This window comes from Micromonospora sp. NBC_00898 (assembly GCF_045207895.1).
Lineage (GTDB): Bacteria > Actinomycetota > Actinomycetes > Mycobacteriales > Micromonosporaceae > Micromonospora.
Genome location: NZ_CP108775.1, coordinates 2654461 through 2672474, shown reverse-complemented (window position 1 = coordinate 2672474; position 18014 = coordinate 2654461). Strand labels below are relative to the sequence as shown.

The 18014-nt window shown below is 71.0% G+C and carries 21 protein-coding genes and 1 pseudogene; 9 read left to right on the top strand and 13 right to left on the bottom strand.

Features of this window, described 5'->3' with window-relative positions:
• Nucleotides 1-336: 336 nt before the first annotated feature.
• From OG799_RS13045 to OG799_RS13035, 3 genes and pseudogenes are all read left to right on the top strand, one after another.
• A complete protein-coding gene (locus tag OG799_RS13045; protein ID WP_406045300.1) occupies nt 337-459 on the top strand; it encodes a hypothetical protein in 123 nt (40 codons plus the stop codon).
• Entirely contained in the window at nt 456-1652 is a 1197-nt protein-coding gene (gene lhgO, locus OG799_RS13040) for an L-2-hydroxyglutarate oxidase (protein ID WP_406045299.1), read from the top strand. The genes OG799_RS13045 and lhgO overlap by 4 nt, the downstream gene beginning before the upstream one ends.
• A gap of 779 nt (nt 1653-2431) precedes the next feature.
• Nucleotides 2432-2578 (top strand): annotated as a pseudogene (locus OG799_RS13035) (NUDIX hydrolase); the annotation flags it as partial.
• Nucleotides 2579-2890: 312 nt separating this feature from the next.
• On the opposite strand, the gene OG799_RS13030 reads toward OG799_RS13035, so the two are convergent.
• Nucleotides 2891-3508 (bottom strand): dihydrofolate reductase family protein, encoded by a 618-nt coding sequence (locus tag OG799_RS13030; RefSeq protein ID WP_406045298.1) that lies wholly within the window; start codon nt 3506-3508, stop codon nt 2891-2893.
• 65 nt (nt 3509-3573) lie between these two features.
• Entirely contained in the window at nt 3574-4062 is a 489-nt protein-coding gene (locus OG799_RS13025) for an arginase family protein (protein ID WP_406045297.1), read from the bottom strand.
• Between OG799_RS13025 and OG799_RS13020 the strand changes: the two genes are divergently transcribed.
• Both OG799_RS13020 and OG799_RS13015 read left to right on the top strand, forming a co-directional pair.
• Nucleotides 4061-4897, top strand: coding sequence for an LLM class flavin-dependent oxidoreductase (locus tag OG799_RS13020; protein ID WP_406045296.1), 837 nt, complete (start codon nt 4061-4063; stop codon nt 4895-4897). The genes OG799_RS13025 and OG799_RS13020 overlap by 2 nt on opposite strands.
• Before the next feature lie 175 nt (nt 4898-5072).
• Nucleotides 5073-5372 carry a hypothetical protein gene (locus tag OG799_RS13015; RefSeq protein ID WP_406045295.1) on the top strand — a complete coding sequence of 100 codons (300 nt, stop codon included), beginning with the start codon at nt 5073-5075 and terminating at the stop codon, nt 5370-5372.
• Nucleotides 5373-5545: 173 nt separating this feature from the next.
• On the opposite strand, the gene OG799_RS13010 is transcribed toward OG799_RS13015, so the two are convergent.
• Nucleotides 5546-6931 carry an IS1380 family transposase gene (locus tag OG799_RS13010; RefSeq protein ID WP_406044060.1) on the bottom strand — a complete coding sequence of 462 codons (1386 nt, stop codon included), beginning with the start codon at nt 6929-6931 and terminating at the stop codon, nt 5546-5548.
• A gap of 146 nt (nt 6932-7077) precedes the next feature.
• Here OG799_RS13010 and OG799_RS13005 point away from each other — a divergent pair, with 146 nt between their 5' ends.
• Nucleotides 7078-7362, top strand: coding sequence for a hypothetical protein (locus OG799_RS13005; protein ID WP_406045294.1), 285 nt, complete (start codon nt 7078-7080; stop codon nt 7360-7362).
• Between the two features lie 64 nt (nt 7363-7426).
• On the opposite strand, the gene OG799_RS13000 is transcribed toward OG799_RS13005, so the two are convergent.
• Nucleotides 7427-7912 carry an ArsB/NhaD family transporter gene (locus OG799_RS13000; RefSeq protein ID WP_406045293.1) on the bottom strand — a complete coding sequence of 162 codons (486 nt, stop codon included), beginning with the start codon at nt 7910-7912 and terminating at the stop codon, nt 7427-7429.
• Between the two features lie 54 nt (nt 7913-7966).
• A complete protein-coding gene (locus tag OG799_RS12995) occupies nt 7967-8236 on the bottom strand; it encodes a hypothetical protein (RefSeq protein ID WP_406045292.1) in 270 nt (89 codons plus the stop codon).
• Between OG799_RS12995 and OG799_RS12990 the strand changes: the two genes are divergently transcribed.
• Complete coding sequence (locus OG799_RS12990) at nt 8229-9146, top strand: hypothetical protein (protein ID WP_406045291.1); 918 nt, start codon at nt 8229-8231, stop codon at nt 9144-9146. The two genes, OG799_RS12995 and OG799_RS12990, sit on opposite strands and share 8 nt — an antisense overlap.
• 61 nt (nt 9147-9207) lie before the next feature.
• Here OG799_RS12990 and smpB read toward each other — a convergent pair whose 3' ends face one another.
• Nucleotides 9208-9702, bottom strand: coding sequence for an SsrA-binding protein SmpB (gene smpB, locus OG799_RS12985; protein ID WP_406045290.1), 495 nt, complete (start codon nt 9700-9702; stop codon nt 9208-9210).
• Nucleotides 9703-9778: 76 nt separating this feature from the next.
• Nucleotides 9779-9901: a hypothetical protein gene (locus OG799_RS12980; RefSeq protein ID WP_406045289.1), complete on the bottom strand. Its 123-nt coding sequence runs from the start codon at nt 9899-9901 to the stop codon at nt 9779-9781.
• A 110-nt stretch (nt 9902-10011) separates the two neighbouring features.
• On the opposite strand from OG799_RS12980, the gene OG799_RS12975 reads away from it, so the two are divergent.
• Nucleotides 10012-10524, top strand: a complete 513-nt coding sequence (locus tag OG799_RS12975) for a GNAT family N-acetyltransferase (RefSeq protein WP_406045288.1) — start codon at nt 10012-10014, stop codon at nt 10522-10524.
• Nucleotides 10525-10696: 172 nt separating this feature from the next.
• On the opposite strand, the gene OG799_RS12970 is transcribed toward OG799_RS12975, so the two are convergent.
• Genes OG799_RS12970 through OG799_RS12955 form a run of 4 tightly spaced genes read right to left on the bottom strand, consistent with a single transcriptional unit; the run spans nt 10697 to nt 12994 of the window.
• Entirely contained in the window at nt 10697-10831 is a 135-nt protein-coding gene (locus OG799_RS12970; RefSeq protein ID WP_406045287.1) for a hypothetical protein, read from the bottom strand.
• Nucleotides 10828-11448, bottom strand: coding sequence for a lysoplasmalogenase (locus tag OG799_RS12965; protein ID WP_406045286.1), 621 nt, complete (start codon nt 11446-11448; stop codon nt 10828-10830). The genes OG799_RS12970 and OG799_RS12965 overlap by 4 nt, the downstream gene beginning before the upstream one ends.
• Nucleotides 11445-12272 (bottom strand): sterol desaturase family protein, encoded by an 828-nt coding sequence (locus OG799_RS12960; protein ID WP_406045285.1) that lies wholly within the window; start codon nt 12270-12272, stop codon nt 11445-11447. Before OG799_RS12960 ends, OG799_RS12965 begins: the two co-directional genes overlap by 4 nt.
• Nucleotides 12269-12994: a FadR/GntR family transcriptional regulator gene (locus tag OG799_RS12955; protein ID WP_406045284.1), complete on the bottom strand. Its 726-nt coding sequence runs from the start codon at nt 12992-12994 to the stop codon at nt 12269-12271. Before OG799_RS12955 ends, OG799_RS12960 begins: the two co-directional genes overlap by 4 nt.
• 135 nt (nt 12995-13129) lie before the next feature.
• On the opposite strand from OG799_RS12955, the gene htpG reads away from it, so the two are divergent.
• Complete coding sequence (gene htpG, locus OG799_RS12950; RefSeq protein WP_406045283.1) at nt 13130-15022, top strand: molecular chaperone HtpG; 1893 nt, start codon at nt 13130-13132, stop codon at nt 15020-15022.
• A 48-nt stretch (nt 15023-15070) separates the two neighbouring features.
• Here htpG and OG799_RS12945 read toward each other — a convergent pair whose 3' ends face one another.
• On the bottom strand, nt 15071-15769 hold the full coding sequence (locus OG799_RS12945) for an SDR family oxidoreductase (protein WP_406045282.1): 699 nt from the start codon (nt 15767-15769) through the stop codon (nt 15071-15073).
• Nucleotides 15770-15900: 131 nt separating this feature from the next.
• Complete coding sequence (locus OG799_RS12940) at nt 15901-17469, bottom strand: LLM class flavin-dependent oxidoreductase (protein WP_406045281.1); 1569 nt, start codon at nt 17467-17469, stop codon at nt 15901-15903.
• Nucleotides 17470-18014 lie beyond the last annotated feature (545 nt).

Sequence of the window (18014 nt, the reverse complement as noted above, 5' to 3'; positions counted from 1 at the left end):
CCACAACGGCGTCGCCTTTTTTGTCATCTCCTCCGAAATCTGAACTGCTCTCGCCACCAGTGGAATGGTGCCCGCCCTCGCCGCCTTCGTGATCGCCGGGTCCGTCCGTCGCGGCTGCCCCGGCGGTCATCGGCGTGACATACCAGGGTTACGGGCCGGGCGGTTTGATTACCGCTAGCCTCTGCGTCGGCGCCTTCTTCGGTCTCGTCGATGGGCTCGGCCTCACTACACCGGGGCCCGCAGCCCTTCAGCCTGGCCGCACTCGCCGAGGCCACGCATGTCGGCGACCTGTCGAGCGTGTGCGCACACCCGTAAGACCCGGGAGGAGATCACCGCATGAGTTCCAACATCGAGCACTTCATCGGCGGTCGGTGGACCTGCGCCGACGCCACCGTTCGGACTGAGGACCCCAACCCCGCCGACCAGCGCGACGTCAACGGCACCAGGGCCGGGTCATGAGGGTAGCGGTCGTCGGCGCGGGCATTGTGGGTTTGGCGGTGGCCAGGCAGCTGTACCTGCAACGACCTGACTGGGACGTCGTCGTGGTGGACAAGGAGCCGGATGTCGCGCGGCACCAGACCGGCCACAACAGCGGCGTCATCCACGCGGGGATCTACTACCCGCCGGGATCGTTGAAGGCGCGGCTGTGCCGGCGCGGTGTCCGGCTGCTTGAGGACTTCTGCGACGAGCAGGGCGTCCCGTACGCGAAGCTGGGCAAGCTGGTGGTGGCCCTCGACGACCGCGAGTCGGTGCGGCTGCGCGACATCCACGAACGGGCGCTGGCCAACGGCATCTCCGACGTGACGATGCTCGGCCCGGCCGGCATGAGAGACATCGAACCGAATGTCGCCGGTGTCGGCGCGCTGCACTCGCCGTCGACGGCCGTCGTGGACTTCGTGGCCGTCGCGCGTGCGCTCGCCGACGACCTGCGCCGGCGCGGCGGCACGGTCCGCCTGTCGTCGGAGGTGACGGCCATGCGGGAGACCGCGTCCGGGGTCGTTCTGGAAACGACATCCGGCGATCTGCGGGCCGACCGCGTCATCGTCTGCGCGGGCCTGCAATCCAGTCGGATGGCCGCGCTGGCCGGCGACGACGAGGATCCGAGGATCGTGCCGTTCCGCGGCGAGTACTACCGACTCACCGAGCGAAGCTCCGGGCTGGTGCGGGGGCTGGTGTATCCGGTTCCCGACCCGCGGTACCCATTTCTCGGCATCCACCTGACCCGGCGCATCAACGGGTCGGTGGACGTCGGCCCCAACGCGGTTCTCGCCTTCGCGCTGCAGGGGTACAGCCGCACGGACGCGTCCCTGCGTGATCTCGCCGAGGTGCTCGGCTGGAGCGGGTTCCGCCGCATGGCGCGCCGGCACTGGCGTACCGGGGCACGGGAAATGCTCGGGTCCCTGAGCCGCCGGTACTTCCTCGCGCAGGCCAGGCGCTACCTGCCGGAACTCGCACGTCGGGATCTCGTGGCCGCGCCCGCTGGGGTCCGCGCCCAGGCTCTGCGCCGCGACGGGTCGCTCGTGGACGACTTCCGCATCACGACGCGGCAGCGCGTGACGCTGGTCCGCAACGCCCCGTCACCCGCAGCGACATCGTCACTCGCCATCGCCGAGCACATCTGCCACGAGGCGCTCGCGGCATCGGCGTCATGATCTCGCGCAGACCCGGGTTGCTGACGATCGCTACAAGGGCCTTCCCGCGGAGGAGCTGATCGGATCGCCTGCGACACTCCTCGATGTCGCGCAGCGACGAAAGGACCCCAGCCGTCTCGTACAGCGCGGTCAGCTCGCGTTCCCGCCGGTCGCGCTCGGCCAGCCGCTCACTCACCGCCAGCGCGAGGTCGACGCTCTCGCGTGCCCGCGGGTCGTCGCCGACTTCGGCGCGCACCGGGTCAACCGCTCGGCCGACGCTTTCCGGGCTCGGCGAGCAGCCGCAGGGCTGGCCGTTCCCGCTCCCGTATTCGTGGTGGCGGACGGCAGCAAGGCGGAAGCGGAGGCTCGGTCAGGCCGACCTACATCAGTTGCAGGATTCCGACCGGGACCTGCGGCGGCGGGGGAATGGTTCGTGTTGCCCCGCCTAGCTGAGCCCCCACGGGTGTCCAACGATGATCGGGGAGCGGGTCGGGAGCAGCGGGTGCGCCGAATGGCGTCGAACTGCATCGAAATGCCCTTAACTGTACTCAACGGCACCCGTCCTCACCTGCCGGTCCACGTTCTTCCCCGGTCAGAAGCGGTGCGCGTCCCGGTTCACATCGAAGGGGTCAGGTGGATGGTCGATGTCGCGTACCTATCCGGAATCGATCTTTCCATGAGCAGAAAGTTGGCCGTCGAGGCGGCGAAAGAGCTCCTCCGTTCATGAAGTCGGTCGAGCCGGGCGAGCGGTTACCCCTCCGGAACTCAAGCGATCGCCGGGGGAGGTCGATACTGGCCGGGTGGCGGAGGAACAGGCAACTGAGCTGACCCGGTGGACGATCCACGGCGAGCGGGTCGTCGACGACTGCCGACGGGCTCGGTTGAGCATCGCCGAGGTGGAGTTGCCGGACGGCGTCCGGTGGCTGCGTCGCGCCCTGGCCGTGCCCGATCCGACGGCGTGAGCTGCGCGCGGAGTTCGACGGCGCGCCGGTGTCGCTGGCCCTCTACGTGGGTGCGCAACTGGCCCGAGCCGCCGAGGATCTGACCTGGCTGCCGGCCGGCGCGCTGCGCCGGCGCTTCCTCGGCTGGGTGCGGTGAGCATCGGGGTGCCGGGGACGAGAAGGTCCACCACTGCGACGGGTAGCGGTGTTGCGGCCGCTGACCGGCTGCCGGGACAAGACCTCCGCCACTGACAGCCGGCTCCGCCGCCGTGCGGCCTGGCCGCCGGCGCCCGGGCGGCTGTCCGTCAGATTCACGTCCTACTGTTCGTGCTGGGACAGGTGGACCTTGGCGTCCTCGTAGCCGGCGGTGCCGGCCGACTCGGCGGGGGCGTAGACGAGGTTCAGCACACCGGTCTTGAAGGGCTGCGCCGAGACCAGGGTGAGCGGGATCGAGTGCTCTCCCTCGTCGAACAGCCGCATGCCCTTACGGACGGCGATCGGATGCACCAGCAGGTGCAGCTCGTCCAGCAGCCCGGCGGCCAGCAACTGGCGGACCACGGAGACCGAGCCGCTCATGCCGATCGTGCCGTCACCCGGTTCCTTCTTCAGCGCGGTGACGGCCTCGACGAGGTCGCCCCGCAGCTGTTCGGAGTTCCGCCAGGTGAAGTCGAGTTGCTGGTTCGACACCACGATCTTGCGGGCGTCGCCGAGCTTCTTGGCGAAGTGGGCGTCCTCCCCGCCGGCCGCTTCCCGCTCGGGCCAGGCCCCGGCGAAGCTGTCGTAGGTCTTGCGACCGAACAGCATGATGTCGGCCGCGCCGAGGGTGGCGTCCACCGCAGCACCCATCTCCTCGTTGAAGTACGGGAAATGCCACTGGTCGGGCGCCTCGACCACGCCGTCGAGCGAGATGAACAGTCCTGCGATGATCTTCTTCATGATGCTTCTCCTACTCGGTCGCTGAACGTTTCGTCTTCAGTCAGGACGACGCGAGCCCGATGAACTCATCGGTCGCATCTGGAGCGGCTGCGGCCAAGCCTAAGGGACGTCGGGCAGCCCGACGTTCGTGTTGCCCGCAGCGCGGGCCGGCTGCCGGTGGGGCCAGGCGGCCAGCGATCCGTACGGACGCTCCGGCGACGGCCGTCCGGCATGGTTAGACGTCGTCGGTCAGCACGGACACCCCGGCGTAGGCATTCGGCGAGACGAACGGCGACTCGTCCGTCCGGATCGAGGCGGGGGTTGAAGATCGTCCCGTCGAGGCCGACCGCTTGGCCGCTGGACAGGGCCACGCGCAGCACGGTCTCCAGTTCGGCCCAGCTCAGGCCGCCGGGCAGGCGGTAGTCGACGGTGGGCAGGACGGCGTCGTCGAGCACGTCGACATCGAGATGCACCCAGTAACCAGCGGTTCCACCGCCGCCCAGCCAGTCGACCGCCTGCCGGGCAGCCGCCGCTGCGCCGGCTTCGCGCACAGCATCCAGGTCGATCGTCATCATGGACCTCGGCCTCGGCCTTCCCATCAGCAACCCGGGCCGCCTGCTCGACGGGGCCCGCCGGGCGGAAGCCGCCCGCTTCGACACCCTCGCCCTGCTCGACCGGCTCGCCTTCGACAATCCCGAGCCGCTCGTGGCGCTCGCCGTCCTCGCCGGCGCCACCAGCCGCATCCGCCTCCAGACGGAGGTGCTGCTCGGCCCGCTGCGCGCCACCGCGCAACTCGCCAAGCAGGTGGCCACCCTGGACCGGATGTCCGGTGGGCGGTTCCTGCTCGGCATCGGCGTGGGCGGGCGTGAGGACGACCACGCCGCCGCCGGTCTGCCGATCGGGCGGCGGGGCCGGCTTCTCGACGAGCAGCTCGCCGCACTGCGGGCGATCTGGCGCGGAGAGCCGTACGCCACCGCGCTCATCGGTCCGCGACCGACCGCGCCCGACGGCCCGCCGATCCTCATCGGTGGCTTCGCGCCCGTGGCGCTGCGACGCGTCGCGACGCACGGTGACGGCTTCATCTGCGCGGCGCCGCTGGACTGGGCCGGGCTGCTGCTGCGAACGGTGCACGAGCAGTGGGACGCCGCGGGTCGTACCGGCCGGTCCTGCCTGGTCTGCCAGGTCAACGTGGCGGTCGGGCCGCCCGAGACGGTCGAACGAGCCCGGCGGGCCGTCGCCGACTACTACGCGTTCACCGGCCGGACCGGCTGGGGCGCGCCGTTGAGCGATCCAGCGCAGCTCGCGGACACCGTCGCCGCGTACCGGGACTTCGGCGCCGACGAGCTGTGGCTGTACTGCTACGCCGACGATCCGGCGCAGGTCGAGGAGCTGGCCGCGATCCTGCGCTGAGCCCCAGCCTCGCGAACGGGGGACTGGCGGCCGGACGTCTGGCCGCCGGCCCCCGACCTGCTCCGGGGCGCCTCCTCAGCTCCACCGGCCGCGTCGCTCGGAAGTGAGCTGTCCGATAACGTCCGCTTTGAACAGGACATCATTCGCGTGCCTGGCTCGGCGACTATCGCGGCACATGGGGAATGTCTACACAGGAACCTCTGCGGTGGTGACCTCCCCCGGTGCGTCGCGGCGCGACTGGCGTCGGCGGATGTGGGCCGGCCTGGCGTCGGCGAGGGCCCTGCTGGCCGCCACCGTCATGCCGGCGAGCCCGGCGCAGGCGTACGGCACCGTGGACTATCGGGCGGCGGTCGTCGACACCGACGACTGTCACCGCATCTCCGGAGTGCTGACGGTCTACGCGGAGTCGGGCGGCTGCCGGCTCTACGACTCGGCGGACGACACGTACTTCGTCAAGGATGCGGGCGGGGCTTAAGCCTCGATCCGTGGATCAGTATCAGGATGGTCCTTTGACTTTGCCGTGATGATCTTGGTTGGTGGAGGGCGCGTCTGACCGGCTGGCCCGGTGTCCAGCCTGCTCGGGTTCCCGCTCGTCGGGTGGTGTGTGGGTGCGGTGCTGGTGGGTGGTGCGTGCCGGGTGGTCGTTGGTCAGGTCGTGAAGACGGCTTTCCAGAAGGTGAGCCAGGCGGCGGCGCGGGGCCAGTGCGTGGGTAGGTGCAGCACGGGGCGGCGTTGCGGGCGGGCGAGCCGGGCCGCGACGTTGATCAGGTGGGTGCGCAGGGTGGCGCCGCGGGCCACCGCGTAGCGGCGTGTGGCGGTGAGGGTGCCAGCGGCGCGCAGCAGGTTGTGGGTGATCGCGGCCAGGATGTTCCAGGCGGCGTTGGCGGGAAACGACCCTGAGGGCTGGTGGGCCCAGGGGCCGTCGATGAGGTCGGACCAGACGGTTTCGCAGACGGCGTGGCGGCGGTGGGTGATGTCGGCCTCGGGGGCCGGTTCGGTGTTGTTGGTGAAGAACGGGTGGTAGCGCCAGACCGGGAACAGAGGGTCCTGGGTGTTGGCGTCGAGCACCCGGCGCACGACGAGCCAGCCGGTGATCTCGTGGCGGGTGCCGGCAAACGCGGTGAACTCCACTTCGGACACCTGGGCGTCGGAGATCAGCTCACCGGTGTCGGGATCGGTGACCGCGCCGGGGTAGTGCACCGGCGTGTACGCCTCGTCGGGGATGGTGGCGATCGCGGCGTCAACGGCGGGATTGCGGGCGATGGCGAACGAGAAGTTCGCTCCGGCTTTGACTACCGCAGCGATGACCTTGCCGCTGCAGTACGCGGAGTCGCCGCGTACCAGGATGTTCCCGGCCTGCGCGCCAGCGTCGGTGGCGGTATTGATCGCCTCGGTGACCATGCTGGCCGCGCCCTTGGCGGAGCCGGCGCGTCCGGCCCGTAACCGCACCCCGGCCACCACCGGCGCCGCGGTCTCGGTCGAGATGGTCACCGCGAGCGGCGACAGGCCCCGGCGCAGGATGCTCTTGCCCGCGACCTTCGTGTGCCCGAACGACGCGCCCTGCTTGGCGTGCCCGTACACCGGGCGCAGCAACGAGTCGATGTCGATGAAGACGCGGTCGCCGATGCCGGCCAGCACCGGGGTGCGCTTGGCCAGAGCGACCAGGTGCCGGCGCAGCACCGCCGACAGTTGCCGGGTGTGGCCATGGGTGAACTCCCGCAGGAAGATCCCCAACGTGGCGTTGGCGTAGACCCCGCCGAACAGCTCCTTCATCCCGCCGGAGCGGATTACGTCCAGGTCGTCGATGCTGTCCGCCCCGGCAGCCATCCCCGCGATGATCGAGGTCAGCTTCGGCGTCGAGTTGGCCGCGCCGGACTTCACCCGCTCATCGACGAACCGGACATGCTCATCCAACAGTCGCGACAGCCCGGCCTGCTCGGCCAACTCCAGCAGCGGCACCAGACCCGCATGCGACACGAGATTGTCATCATCGAACACCGCGCCGTCGCCGCGCCACGCATGAGATCCTTGCACCGAGAGTGTCCTTCCGAGCTGGTGTGATTCGAGTCCTAGACAAACCCGATCATCCCAGCTCAGAGGGCACTCTCGTCACATCTCCACGCCGCTTCCGCTCAGTAGTGCACCGATCCAGTCCACGGATCGAGGTTAAGGTCGAGCTCGTGGTCTCGGGCGTGATGGTGGGGAAGGCGGAGTTCCACCCGTACGGGGAGAAGTTCTGGTACTACGACACCCGCAATGACGGCGACGGCCTGTACTACGAGCTGTGCACCGGGATCAGCCAGGACGTCTGCTACGGGCCGTACAGCCCGCCGGGGACCGACAACGTCATCGACTACGGCACCAGGAGCTTCTCGTTCGCCGAGGGCACCCGCGTCACGGTGCGGGTCTATGAGGGCAGCGGTCGAACCGACCTGATCGGCTCGTTCGGCTGGGCGTACGCCTGATCGGCGCCGGATCGGCGGCAGGCCCGATCCCGACCTGCCGGTGCGGCCAGGATGAGGCGGCTTGTCACGGGGTGAGCAGCAGCGCGGCGACGGTGGCGGTGGTGGCCAGGGCGGCCAGGGCCGCGCTGGTGGCGATGAAACGCCCCAGCGGCACCGCCACCCCGGCCGCCCGGCAGCGCTCGTACCAGATCAAGGTCGCCAGCGAGGCCCACGGCGTGGCCAGGGGGCCGACGTTGGTGCCGACCAGCAGCGCGAGCAGTTGGGTGTGGTTGGCCGGGGCGATGACCGCCTCGCCGGCGACGTACGCGGGCAGGTTGTTGACCACGTTGGCGAAGAGCGCGCCGACGGCGCCGGCCCGCAGTGAGCCCTCGGTGCCCGGGTCGCCGCCGACGAGGGCGCCCATCACGCGGTCCAGGCCGTGTTCGCCGATGGTCTGTACCACCAGGAACAGCCCGGTGACGAAGACCAGCAGCCGCCACGGGATCAGCGCGGGCCGCAGGCTGGATCGGGCCCGGACGGCGAAGCCGGCAACCAGGATCGCGGCGGCCACCCCGGAGGCGAGGCCGATCTCGACGCCAGCCAGGATGCCGGCGACGAAGAGCAGTCACGCGACCAGCGCGGTGCGATAGAGCAACGGGTCGGGCGGCACGTGCGGGGGTGGCGGGACGAACGGGTCGGCTCCGGCCCGGGCCGGCCGCCAGTACCACCACCAGAGCAGCAGCATGGTGATGGCGATCGCCACCAGTTGCGGCCACCACATCCGGGCCGCCCAGGGCAGCGGGTCCAGCCCGATCCGGTCGCTGGCCAGAATTTTGGTCAGATTGGACACCGGCAGCAGCAGACTCGCCGTGTTAGCCAGCCACACCGTGGTCATCGACCGGCGGGTGGACCTGCTGCACGACACCGACGGCGACGCGTGGATCGGCGGCGCCACCTCGGCGCCCATGCCGTACGCCGGGCTGACCGCCGGCGCGGGTGACTACATCCGCGGGGGCGCCAGCGCCGACAACATCCACGGCGGCTTCGGCGACGACGTCGCCAACGGCGACAGCGGCGGCGACGAGCTGTTCGGTGCGGAGGGCTCCGACGTGCTCTGGGGCGGCAGGGGCTGCGACCCGGTGCTCGACGCGACCAACCCGCAGTGCCTGGTCGACGGCGTCTTCAGCGCCGCCGCCCGGGGCGACCACGACCAGTACGTGGACCACCTCTTCGGCGGCGCCGGCGCGACCGGGGGCCCGGCGGTGAGCGCGGTGCTCGGCTCCGACCTGCTGGACTTCCGCCCGCGCGGGTCGTACCCGGACAACTGCGCGGCGGGAGCCTGGCCGGTGACCACGGCGTCGGGGACGGTCGACCCGTGCCGCTGGTTCGAGATGACGAACCTGGACAACGACGTCCTGGCCGACAACCAACACCACCACGGCACCGACTGGGTGTACGGGGGCTGGGACCGGGACGTGTTGCAGGGTGACGTCACGGCGAACGGGCCGAACAACGGTGACCGGCTCTTCGACTGGAACGGCGCGTACAACCTGTTCACCCACTGCAACGCGGCGTACGGCGGGTTCAACGACATCCGCCAGCACAGCCCGGCGCTGCAGGACTTCCTCACCAGGCTGGCCTGGGCCACCGGCGCGGGTCGCAGCCCGTCCGACGTGACCACCGCGGGCACCTCGGCCTTCCTGGAATTGTCCTACGTCTACCCGCGCGACAACGCCGAGCAGGGGGCCGGCTCGGCGTTCCCCACCACCCCGGGCCACTTCGACGAACCGTCCTGCACCGACTGACGATCCACCGGCCGAGGCCCGGTTCCCCCTGGTGGGGGGCCGGGCCTCGGCGTGCCGGGCCTCACCGGGTGGGCCGGCGGGCCCCCTTGAGGCGTCGGCCCAGCTCGCGGGCGATCTCCCGGTTGGCGTCCCGCTCGGCCATGGCCTGCCGCTTGTCGTACGACTTCCTGCCGCGGGCCAGGCCCAGCTCGACCTTGGCCCAGCCGTTGGCGAAGTACATCGACAGCGGCACCAGGGTCAGCCCGCCGCCGCCCTCGCGCAGCTTCTCCAGGATCCGGGCGATCTCCACCCGGTGCAGCAGCAGCTTGCGGGTACGCCGGGGCTGGTGGTTGGTCCAGGTGCCGAATCCGTACTCGGCGATGTGCAGGCCGTACAGCATGAGCTCGCCGTCACGTTCCTGGGCGAACGCGTCGACCAGCGACACCCGCCCCTCGCGTAGCGACTTGACCTCGGTGCCGGCCAGCACGATCCCCGCCTCGTAGGTCTTGAGGATCGTGTAGTCGTGACGGGCCTTCTTGTTCGAGGCGACGAGCTTGCGCCCGGTCTCCCTGGCCACGCCCACCTCCCCGCTCCCGCGACCGACCCGGTGCAGGATACCCGCCGGTGTCGGTTCGAGCCGACGCCGGCGGGTGTCAGGGGGTCAGGCCCGGCCACTGGTCGGCCCAGCGGGTGTCGTCGGGGGTGATGTCGGGACGCAACCGGGTCTCCGGCGCGGCCCAGGTGACATCCACGCGTTCGCGCAGCCGGGTGAGCACCGCGTCGCATCCGCAGCGAGAATGGCATCCGCTGGGGAGGCCGCCCCATTACCCAGGCGGCGTGATCAATCCAGATGAAGTCGGTGGGGCAGCCCCGTAGTCTCCGCGGTATGACCGATCGTGCTCTTGTCCCCGACGACTTCCTTGTTCCCCATCACCTGGTCACCCCCCTGTTCCACCTGGAGCCACTGGGGCCGCAGCACAACCCTGCCGATCATGCCGCATGGACGTCCAGCATCGAGCACATCCGTGCGACGCCTGGCTTTCAGGACTGGGGGTGGCCACCTCCTGCGAGCATGCCCTTGGCCGACAACCTTGCCGACCTGAAGCGTCACGCCGAGGACTTCTCCCGTCGTATCGGTTTCACCTACACCGTTATCGAGACTGCCAGCGGCGAGGTCATCGGCTGCGTCTACATCTATCCCTCCCGCAGCGACGATCATGTCACCGATGTGCGCTCCTGGGTGCGGGCGGACCGGGCCGAACTCGACACGCCGTTGTACGAAGCCGTGACTGCCTGGCTGACCGCAGACTGGCCTTTGGGAACCCTCAACTATCAGCCCCGCCCAGCACCCGACGCGACTCACCGCGACAAGTCCCGCTGGCCCCGCGAGCTGCCCTGATCGCGGGAATTTCGCAATGCACGGGCAGCACGGCCGGGCCGCGCATCGGTTACGGCCGCGTGCCCTGCCGGAGCAGCGCTCCGATGACCCCGAGGACCAGCCCGAACCCGGCCGCCAGGAGCCCGAAGAAGCGGCCCGAGGCGGCGATGGTGTCGTCACCGTCGACCAGCAGCTACTGCGTCGTCCCGGCGCGGTCGGTGCCGCCCGGGAAGTCAACCGTCGCCTGGTGCTGCTGGCCGTCCTTCGTCCAGACGACCGCGCAGTGCTGGGTACGCGTGACGGTGCTGCCGCTCACCTTCGACGTCATCTTGCGTCGGCGACGGTGGTCGTGGCCAGGACCCAGCCGGTGGTGATGAACAGCAGCGCGGCGATGTACGTCGTCATCACCAGCAGGCCCTGGCCGGGCAGGTCGACCCCGGCCGCGCCCACCCCGATCAGCAGGTCGGAGACGAGGAAGAGCGCCCCGCCGGTCGCCGTACGCCGGGACACCCCGGTCGCGGCGGCGGCCATCAGGGACAGCGCCAGGCTGTAGCCGAGCACCGGCAGCCGCAGCGGACCCAGCGCCTCCCACAGCAGCGCGTTGGCCACCGCCCATAGCGCGAGGTACGCCACCACGGCCGGGACGGGCGGCCGGCGGTACCGGACGAAGGCGGTCAGGAACGCGAGCTGGGTGACCAGGAAGCAGCCCATCCCGACCAGGAACGCCGTCCGCCCGTCCGCCAGCAGCGCCACGTCCCCGGCGGTGGCGAAGGCCAGCCCGACCGCCACCGGATCGACCCGCCGCCCGGCACTCCACAGATATCCCAGCACCAGCGGCGCCAGCAGCGGCTTGGCCAGCCACTGCAGCGGGGTCGAGGCGATCCCGACCCCGACCAGTTCGACCGCGGCGGCGACGCCGAACAGCGGAAGCCAGGGGCGCCTCACCGGGCGGGCTGCCAGCCGGGCCGGCCGAAGACGTAGCCGAGCCAGTGCCGCCAGGACGGGGCCGCCCGCGCGTCCGCCCAGATCGCCGCGTACTCGTGGGTGGCGACCCGCAGCGGGTTGTAGGTGGTGATGTTCTTGGTGAGCCCGTACCGGACGGTGGCGCGCTCCGGCTCGAAGGAGCCGAAGAGCCGGTCCCAGATGATCAGGATGCCGGCGTAGTTGCGGTCCAGGTACTCGGCGTTGGAGCCGTGGTGCACGCGGTGGTGCGACGGCGTGTTGAAGATCCATTCGATCGGCCGGGGCAGCACGCTGACCCGCTCGGTGTGCAGGAAGAACTGGTAGAGCAGGCTGATCGACTGCTGGAGGAAGATCATCCACGGCGGGATGCCGAGCAGGGCGAGGGGCAGCCAGAACGGCAGCGAGGTCATCGGCGTCCAGCTCTGCCGCAGCGCGGTGGAGAGGTTGAAGAAGACGCTGGAGTGGTGCACCACGTGGCTGGCCCAGAGCACGCGTACCTCGTGGTGCAGCCGGTGGAACCAGTAGTAGGCCAGGTCGTCGGCGAAGAACAGCAGCACCCAGGTCCACCAGTGGCCGGGGGAGAGGTGGATCGGGGCGAGCGTCCACAGCCCGGCGTAGAGGCCGACGGTGGCCAGCTTCCACGGGAAGCCGATCACCTGGCTGCCCAGGCCCATGGAGAGGCTGGTGGTGGTGTCGCGCAGCTCGTAGCCGCGCTCGTCGTCGTCCGGCGCGAACCGGTAGGACAGGGCCTCGACGATGATGAGCAGCAGGAACGCCGGGACGGCGTAGAGCACGGCGGGAATCACGTTCGGGCTTCCCTTCCGGACGGGGTGGTGGGGGTGGTGACCGCGGCGGTGAGCAGGGCCCGGGCGTGCCGGGCGGCGGCGGCGCCCTGCCCGGCGGCGATGGCCGCGGCGAGCCGGCGGTGGCCGGCGATGTCGAGCAGTTCGGCGGCCCGGCCGTCGGGCGGCACGTCGCCCACCGCGAGCGTGCCGGCCACCAGGCTGTTGAAGGACAGCAGGTAGGCGGTGTTGCCGGAGCCGCGTACGATCAGCCGCCACATGGCGATGTTGGCCTCGGCCATCCGCGGCAGGTCGGGGGCGAGCGCCGCGTACTCCTCGGCGGCCCGGACCACCGCGGCCGTGACCGCCGGGTCGCCGCGCTCGGCGCAGAGCCGGGCCGCGTCGGTCCCGACGCAGGCCCGCATCTCCAGCATGTCGCGGACCAGCGTCTCCACCGGGAGTACGTCGCCCGACTGGGTCAGCGACAGCGCCAGGTCCAGCCCGGCGTGCACCCGCCAGTCGAGCACCCGGGTCGCGCCGCCCTGGCTGACCCGGACCAGGCCCAGCTGCTGGAGCCGGCGCAGCGCCTCCCGGACGGCGTGCCGGTTGACCTCGAACGCGGCGGCCAGCTCCCGCTCGCCGGGCAGCGTCTCGTCCGGCTGGTAGCGGCCGCTGACGATGGCGTCGCGGAGCTGGCCGAAGACGTGGTCGGAGACCGAGGCGCGGGGGACGGGGGCGAAGGCCATGGGCAGCAGTGTGGCCCCGGCCACATCAACCCGTCAACTGGTTGGACCAGATCCGACGGTGGCCACCCTTCGCTGCCCGCGCCGGCACGGCTCGTATCCTTTCGCCGAAGCCCCGCACGGAGGAAGGGAGTCGGTGTGAGCGACCGGGTCGAGACGTTGGAGTTCCAGGCCGAGGCCCGTCAGCTGCTCCAGCTGATGGTCCACTCGATCTACTCGAACAAGGACGTCTTCCTGCGCGAACTCATCTCGAACGCGTCGGACGCGCTGGACAAGGTCCGGCTGGAGTCGCTGGTCGACAAGGATCTCGCGGTCGACACCGCCGACCTGCACATCGAACTCGAGGTCGACAAGGACGCCCGCACGCTCACCGTGCGGGACAACGGCATCGGCATGTCTCGCGACGAGGTGGTCGGGCTGATCGGCACCATTGCCAAGTCCGGCACCGCCGAGCTGCTGCGCAGGCTGCGCGAGTCGAAGGATGCCGGCGCCTCGCAGGAGCTGATCGGCCAGTTCGGCGTCGGCTTCTACGCCACCTTCATGGTCGCCGACAAGGTCACCCTGCTGACCCGGCGGGCCGGACAGCGCGGCGGCACCCGGTGGGAGTCCACCGGCGAGGGCACCTACTCGGTCGAGGCGGTCGACGACGCCCCGCAGGGCACCTCGGTCACCCTGCACCTGAAGCCGGCCGACACCGAGGACAACCTGCACGACTACACCGCGGAGTGGACGGTCCGGGAGATCGTCAAGCGGTACTCCGACTTCATCGCCTGGCCGATCCGGATGACCGTCGAGCGCCCCGGCGAGGACGGCGCGACCAGCCGTGAGACGCAGACCCTCAACTCGATGAAGGCCCTGTGGGCCCGCTCCCGCGACGAGGTCGACGAGGTCGAGTACAAGGAGTTCTACAAGCACGTCGCCCACGACTGGGCCGACCCGCTGGAGACCATCCACATGCGCGGCGAGGGCACCTTCGAGTACGAGGCGCTGCTCTTCCTCCCCTCGCACGCGCCGCTGGACCTGTTCTCCCCGCAGGGTCGCCGGGGCGTGCAGCTCTACGTCAAGCGCGTGTTCATCATGGACGACTGCGACGCGCTCATGCCCAACTACCTGCGCTTCGTCAAGGGCGTGGTGGACGCGCACGACCTGTCGCTGAACATCTCCCGGGAGATCCTCCAGCAGGACCGGCAGATCCGCGCCGTGCGCCGTCGGCTGGTCAAGAAGGTCCTCGCCACCCTCAAGGAGATGTCGGCCGAGTCGTACCGCACCTTCTGGGGCGAGTTCGGCGCGGTGGTCAAGGAAGGTCTGCTCGAGGACCCGGACAACACCGAGGCGCTGCTGGACCTGGTGCGGGTCGCCTCCACCCACGACCCGGCCGAGCTGACCACGCTGCGCGACTACGTCGGGCGGATGAAGGACGGCCAGTCGGAGATCTACCTCGCCACCGGCGAGTCCCGGAGCACCATCGAGAACTCGCCGCACCTGGAGGCGTTCCGCGCCAAGGGCTACGAGGTGCTGATCCTCACCGACCCGGTCGACGAGGTGTGGGTCGAGCGGGTCGGCCAGTACGACGGCAAGGCCCTGCGCTCGGTCGCCAAGGGCCAGGTCGACCTGGAGACCGACGAGGAGAAGGCGAAGGCCGAGGCGGAGCGGAAGGACTACGCCGAGCTGCTGACCTGGCTGACCGGCGCGCTAGCCGACAGCGTCAAGGAGGTCCGGCTCTCCTCCCGGCTGACCACCTCGCCGGCCTGCGTGGTCGGGGACGCGCACGACATGACCCCGACGCTGGAGAAGATGTACCGGGCGATGGGGCAGGAGGTGCCGAAGGTGAAGCGGATCCTGGAGCTGAACCCCGGCCACCCGCTGGTGACCGGGCTGCGCGGGGCCCACGAGCAGGGCGCCGACCCCGAGGCCCTGACCGAGACCGCGGAGCTGCTGTACGGGATGGCGCTGCTCGCCGAGGGTGGGGAGCTGGCCGACCCGTCCCGGTTCACCCGGATCCTCGCCGACCGGCTCGCCCGTACGCTGTAGCGCCGGCCGGGCCGCCCGGCGTCCCACCGGACGCCGGGTGGCCCGGCTTCAGGGCAGCTGCGGGTAGAGGGCGGCCACGCCCCCGGCCAGGCCGGCCTGGACCTGCCGGGAGGTGTCGTCGGTGACGATCTCGTACCGGTCGGCCTCGATCCCGTCGACGGCGATCCGGGCGATCTCGGCGGGGTCGGACTTCGGCGCGGTCACCCCGGCGGTCATGTCGGTGTCCATGTAGCCGACGTGCAGGCCGGCCACCCGGACGCCCCGGTCGGCGAGCTGCGTGCGCAGCGCGTTCGTCATCGACCACTCGGCGGACTTGGCCGCGCTGTACGCCCCGGTCTGCGGGAAACTCACCCAGGACAGGGCGGACAGGATGTTCAGGATGGTCCCGCCGCCGTTCGCCGCGATCGTCGGCGCGAACGCGCGCACCACCGACAGCGTGCCGAAGTAGTGGGTCTCCATCTCCAGCCGGATCGTCGCCAGGTCGGCGTCGAGCAGGTCCGCCCCGGTGCTGATGCCGGCGTTGTTGACCAGCAGCGTCACGTCGCCGGCCAGCCGTGCCGCCGCGGCCACCGAGGCGGGATCGGTGATGTCCAGCCGGACCGGGGTGACGCCCGGCAGGTCGACGCTGTCGGGATTGCGGGCGCCCGCGTAGACGGTGGCGCCGCGGGCCACCAGTTCGGCGGCGAGGTGGCGGCCGAAGCCGCGGTTGGCCCCGGTGACCAGGGCGGTACGTCCAGCGATCTTCATGTCCTGCTCCTGCGTGTGGTGAGGGGTGTCGGCCGGTCACGCGCGCCGCACCGCAGACGCTACCCCTCTGACTTCGGGAAACAAAAGTCAGCTAGGTCACGCGGGTCCTCGGGAATGCCTCGGCCGGTGCCTCACACCTGCCCGGCGTAGAAGCCGTACCGGGCCAGGGGCTCGACGATGACCCGCTCCTCGTACGACAGGTGCGACAGCAGCGTGTCGGTGAGCAGGTCCACCGCCTCCCGCACCGCGCTGAAGTCACCCGGCTCCCGGATCAGCTCGACCAGCGCCCGGTCCACCCCCTCGACCACCCCGTGGATCGCCACGTGCTCCTCCTCGAGGCGGTCCAGCACCGGGCCCAGCCCGGCGTCGACGCGCCGCAGGTGCGGGAAGATCGAATTGTCCTCCAGCCCGTGATGCTGGCTCACCACCGTGCAGTACGCCGCGCAGTACGCCCCCAGCGTCCAGTTGTTCTGCCGCATGGTCATTTCGTTGAGCGCCGCGCGGGCGTCGTCCGCCGACACCGCGCCCCGCCGGACCTGCTGGAGCAGATCCCGCAGCTGCCCCAGCTCCTGCCGTAGGTGGTCGTGCACGTCGACCAGGTGCGCGCCGACGGCCTGGGCGTGCGGGGTGTAGACGTGCCCGGCCGGCGCGGCCGGCGCCACCGGGCGGGTGGTCTCGTCCCAGAGGCGGCGCCCGCTCAGCCGTACCCCCGGATCCGGGGTGGCGGTGACGGCGAGGGCGGTCGCGCCGCCGGCCTCGACCACCTCGCGCTGTTCCTCGAGGGCCCGGGCCCGGCTGCCGGGCTCGGCGCGTTCGGCGGCGACCAACTCCCGCACCGCGGGCGCCACCTCCTGCGCGAAGAGCTGGATCGCGGTGGGGTCGTCGGCGCCGAGGATGAACCCGGACGTGCCGTGGTCGAGGGCGAGCCCGGTCAGCTCCTCGACCCACTGTTCCGGTGGCCCGTCCAGGAAGTCGGACCGGGACCGGCCGAACCGGCCGGAGACGTTGAGCAGCCGCCGCACCGACCGCGGCTCCCGCCCGGCCGCCTCGGCGCCCTCGTCGACGAGCGCGTTCAGCTCGGCCAGTTCCCCGGGCCCCTTGGCCAGGTACGCCAGTGACGGCAGCCAACCGTCCGCCACCCGACCGACCAGCCGGAGCATCCGCGGCTTGTACGCGCCGACCCAGATGCCCACGTCGTGTGCCGGGGCGGGCCCGCGCTTCGCGCCGACCACCCGGTAGTGCTCGCCCTCGACCCGCACCATGCCGCGCCGGTCCGCCGCCCACACCTCGCGGATCACCCGGACCGCCTCGTCCAGCGCGTCCACCGCCTGGCTGGGCGTGAGCCGGCGGCCGCCGGCGGCCTCGATCGCCTCCCAGAACGCGCCGGCGCCGAGGCCCAGCTCCACCCGGCCGCCGCTGAGCAGGTCCAGACTGGCCACGCTGCGGGCCAGCACCACCGGCTGGCGCAGCGGCAGGTTGAGCACGTTACCGGCGAGGCGGATCCGGCTGGTCGCCGCCGCCAGGTACGACATCAGCGTCCAGGTGTCCAGGTGGCCCGGCTGGTAGGGATGGTCCTGGAAGGTGACGAGGTCCAGCCCGACCTGCTCGCAGAGCTTGGCGAGAGCCACCACCTGCTCGGGTTGGCCGGCGGTGGGGGTGAGGAAGCCGCCGAAGATCAACTCGTGCCCGTAGTCGGTCATGTTCCCGCCGCCACCTCGCCCGCTCCGCCGTCCGTCGCCGCCGGGGAGCGCCCGGTGCGTCGTGCCGGCGGCCCCCGCCACCGTAGCCCGGACCGGATCCCCGGGGCTCAGCGGTCCCGAGGAATCGACCGGACCGTTCACTGCTCACGCTGGACCATCTCCTGGCAGGGCTCCTCCGGCAACATCACCCCGGGCACCACTATCCTGCAGGGCATCCGGGCCGCGGCGGGTCCGACCACGACAGTCACCTACAACCAGCGCGGCACCGGCATCGACCGCACCTACCGGGCCGCGATCGCGGTGGTGGGCGAGACTCCGTACGCGGAGGGCCCATCAACGCGGGTGACGGGCAGGTGCCGCTGTTTGCACAGGGTTACGGCCTGACGTACTGACCGCCACTGAGGAGGCCGCCGGGCAACCATCCGGCGGCCTCCCTATTGCACGCTCGGGAGTGTCGCAACTCGAAATTCCGCGCCTTCGCCCGGCCGGGTGAAGAACTTCACAAGAAGTGGGCGATCACCCGAAACCGTTCCTAACGTCGTATC

Bases quoted from the DNA above. Each gene is read 5' to 3' on its own strand.
- OG799_RS12955 (WP_406045284.1), bottom strand. From the start codon at position 12,994: ATGGCCTTCGCCCCCGTCCCCCGCGCCTCGGTCTCCGACCACGTCTTC.
- OG799_RS12995 (WP_406045292.1), bottom strand. From the start codon at position 8,236: ATGACCACGGTGTGGCTGGCTAACACGGCGAGTCTGCTGCTGCCGGTG.
- OG799_RS12970 (WP_406045287.1), bottom strand. From the start codon at position 10,831: ATGACGTCGAAGGTGAGCGGCAGCACCGTCACGCGTACCCAGCACTGC.
- OG799_RS13025 (WP_406045297.1), bottom strand. From the start codon at position 4,062: ATGATGACGATCGACCTGGATGCTGTGCGCGAAGCCGGCGCAGCGGCG.
- OG799_RS13045 (WP_406045300.1), top strand. From the start codon at position 337: ATGAGTTCCAACATCGAGCACTTCATCGGCGGTCGGTGGACCTGCGCC.
- OG799_RS12975 (WP_406045288.1), top strand. From the start codon at position 10,012: ATGACCGATCGTGCTCTTGTCCCCGACGACTTCCTTGTTCCCCATCAC.
- OG799_RS13020 (WP_406045296.1), top strand. From the start codon at position 4,061: ATGGACCTCGGCCTCGGCCTTCCCATCAGCAACCCGGGCCGCCTGCTC.
- OG799_RS12945 (WP_406045282.1), bottom strand. From the start codon at position 15,769: ATGAAGATCGCTGGACGTACCGCCCTGGTCACCGGGGCCAACCGCGGC.
- lhgO (WP_406045299.1), top strand. From the start codon at position 456: ATGAGGGTAGCGGTCGTCGGCGCGGGCATTGTGGGTTTGGCGGTGGCC.
- OG799_RS13030 (WP_406045298.1), bottom strand. From the start codon at position 3,508: ATGAAGAAGATCATCGCAGGACTGTTCATCTCGCTCGACGGCGTGGTC.
- OG799_RS13015 (WP_406045295.1), top strand. From the start codon at position 5,073: ATGGGGAATGTCTACACAGGAACCTCTGCGGTGGTGACCTCCCCCGGT.
- OG799_RS12940 (WP_406045281.1), bottom strand. From the start codon at position 17,469: ATGACCGACTACGGGCACGAGTTGATCTTCGGCGGCTTCCTCACCCCC.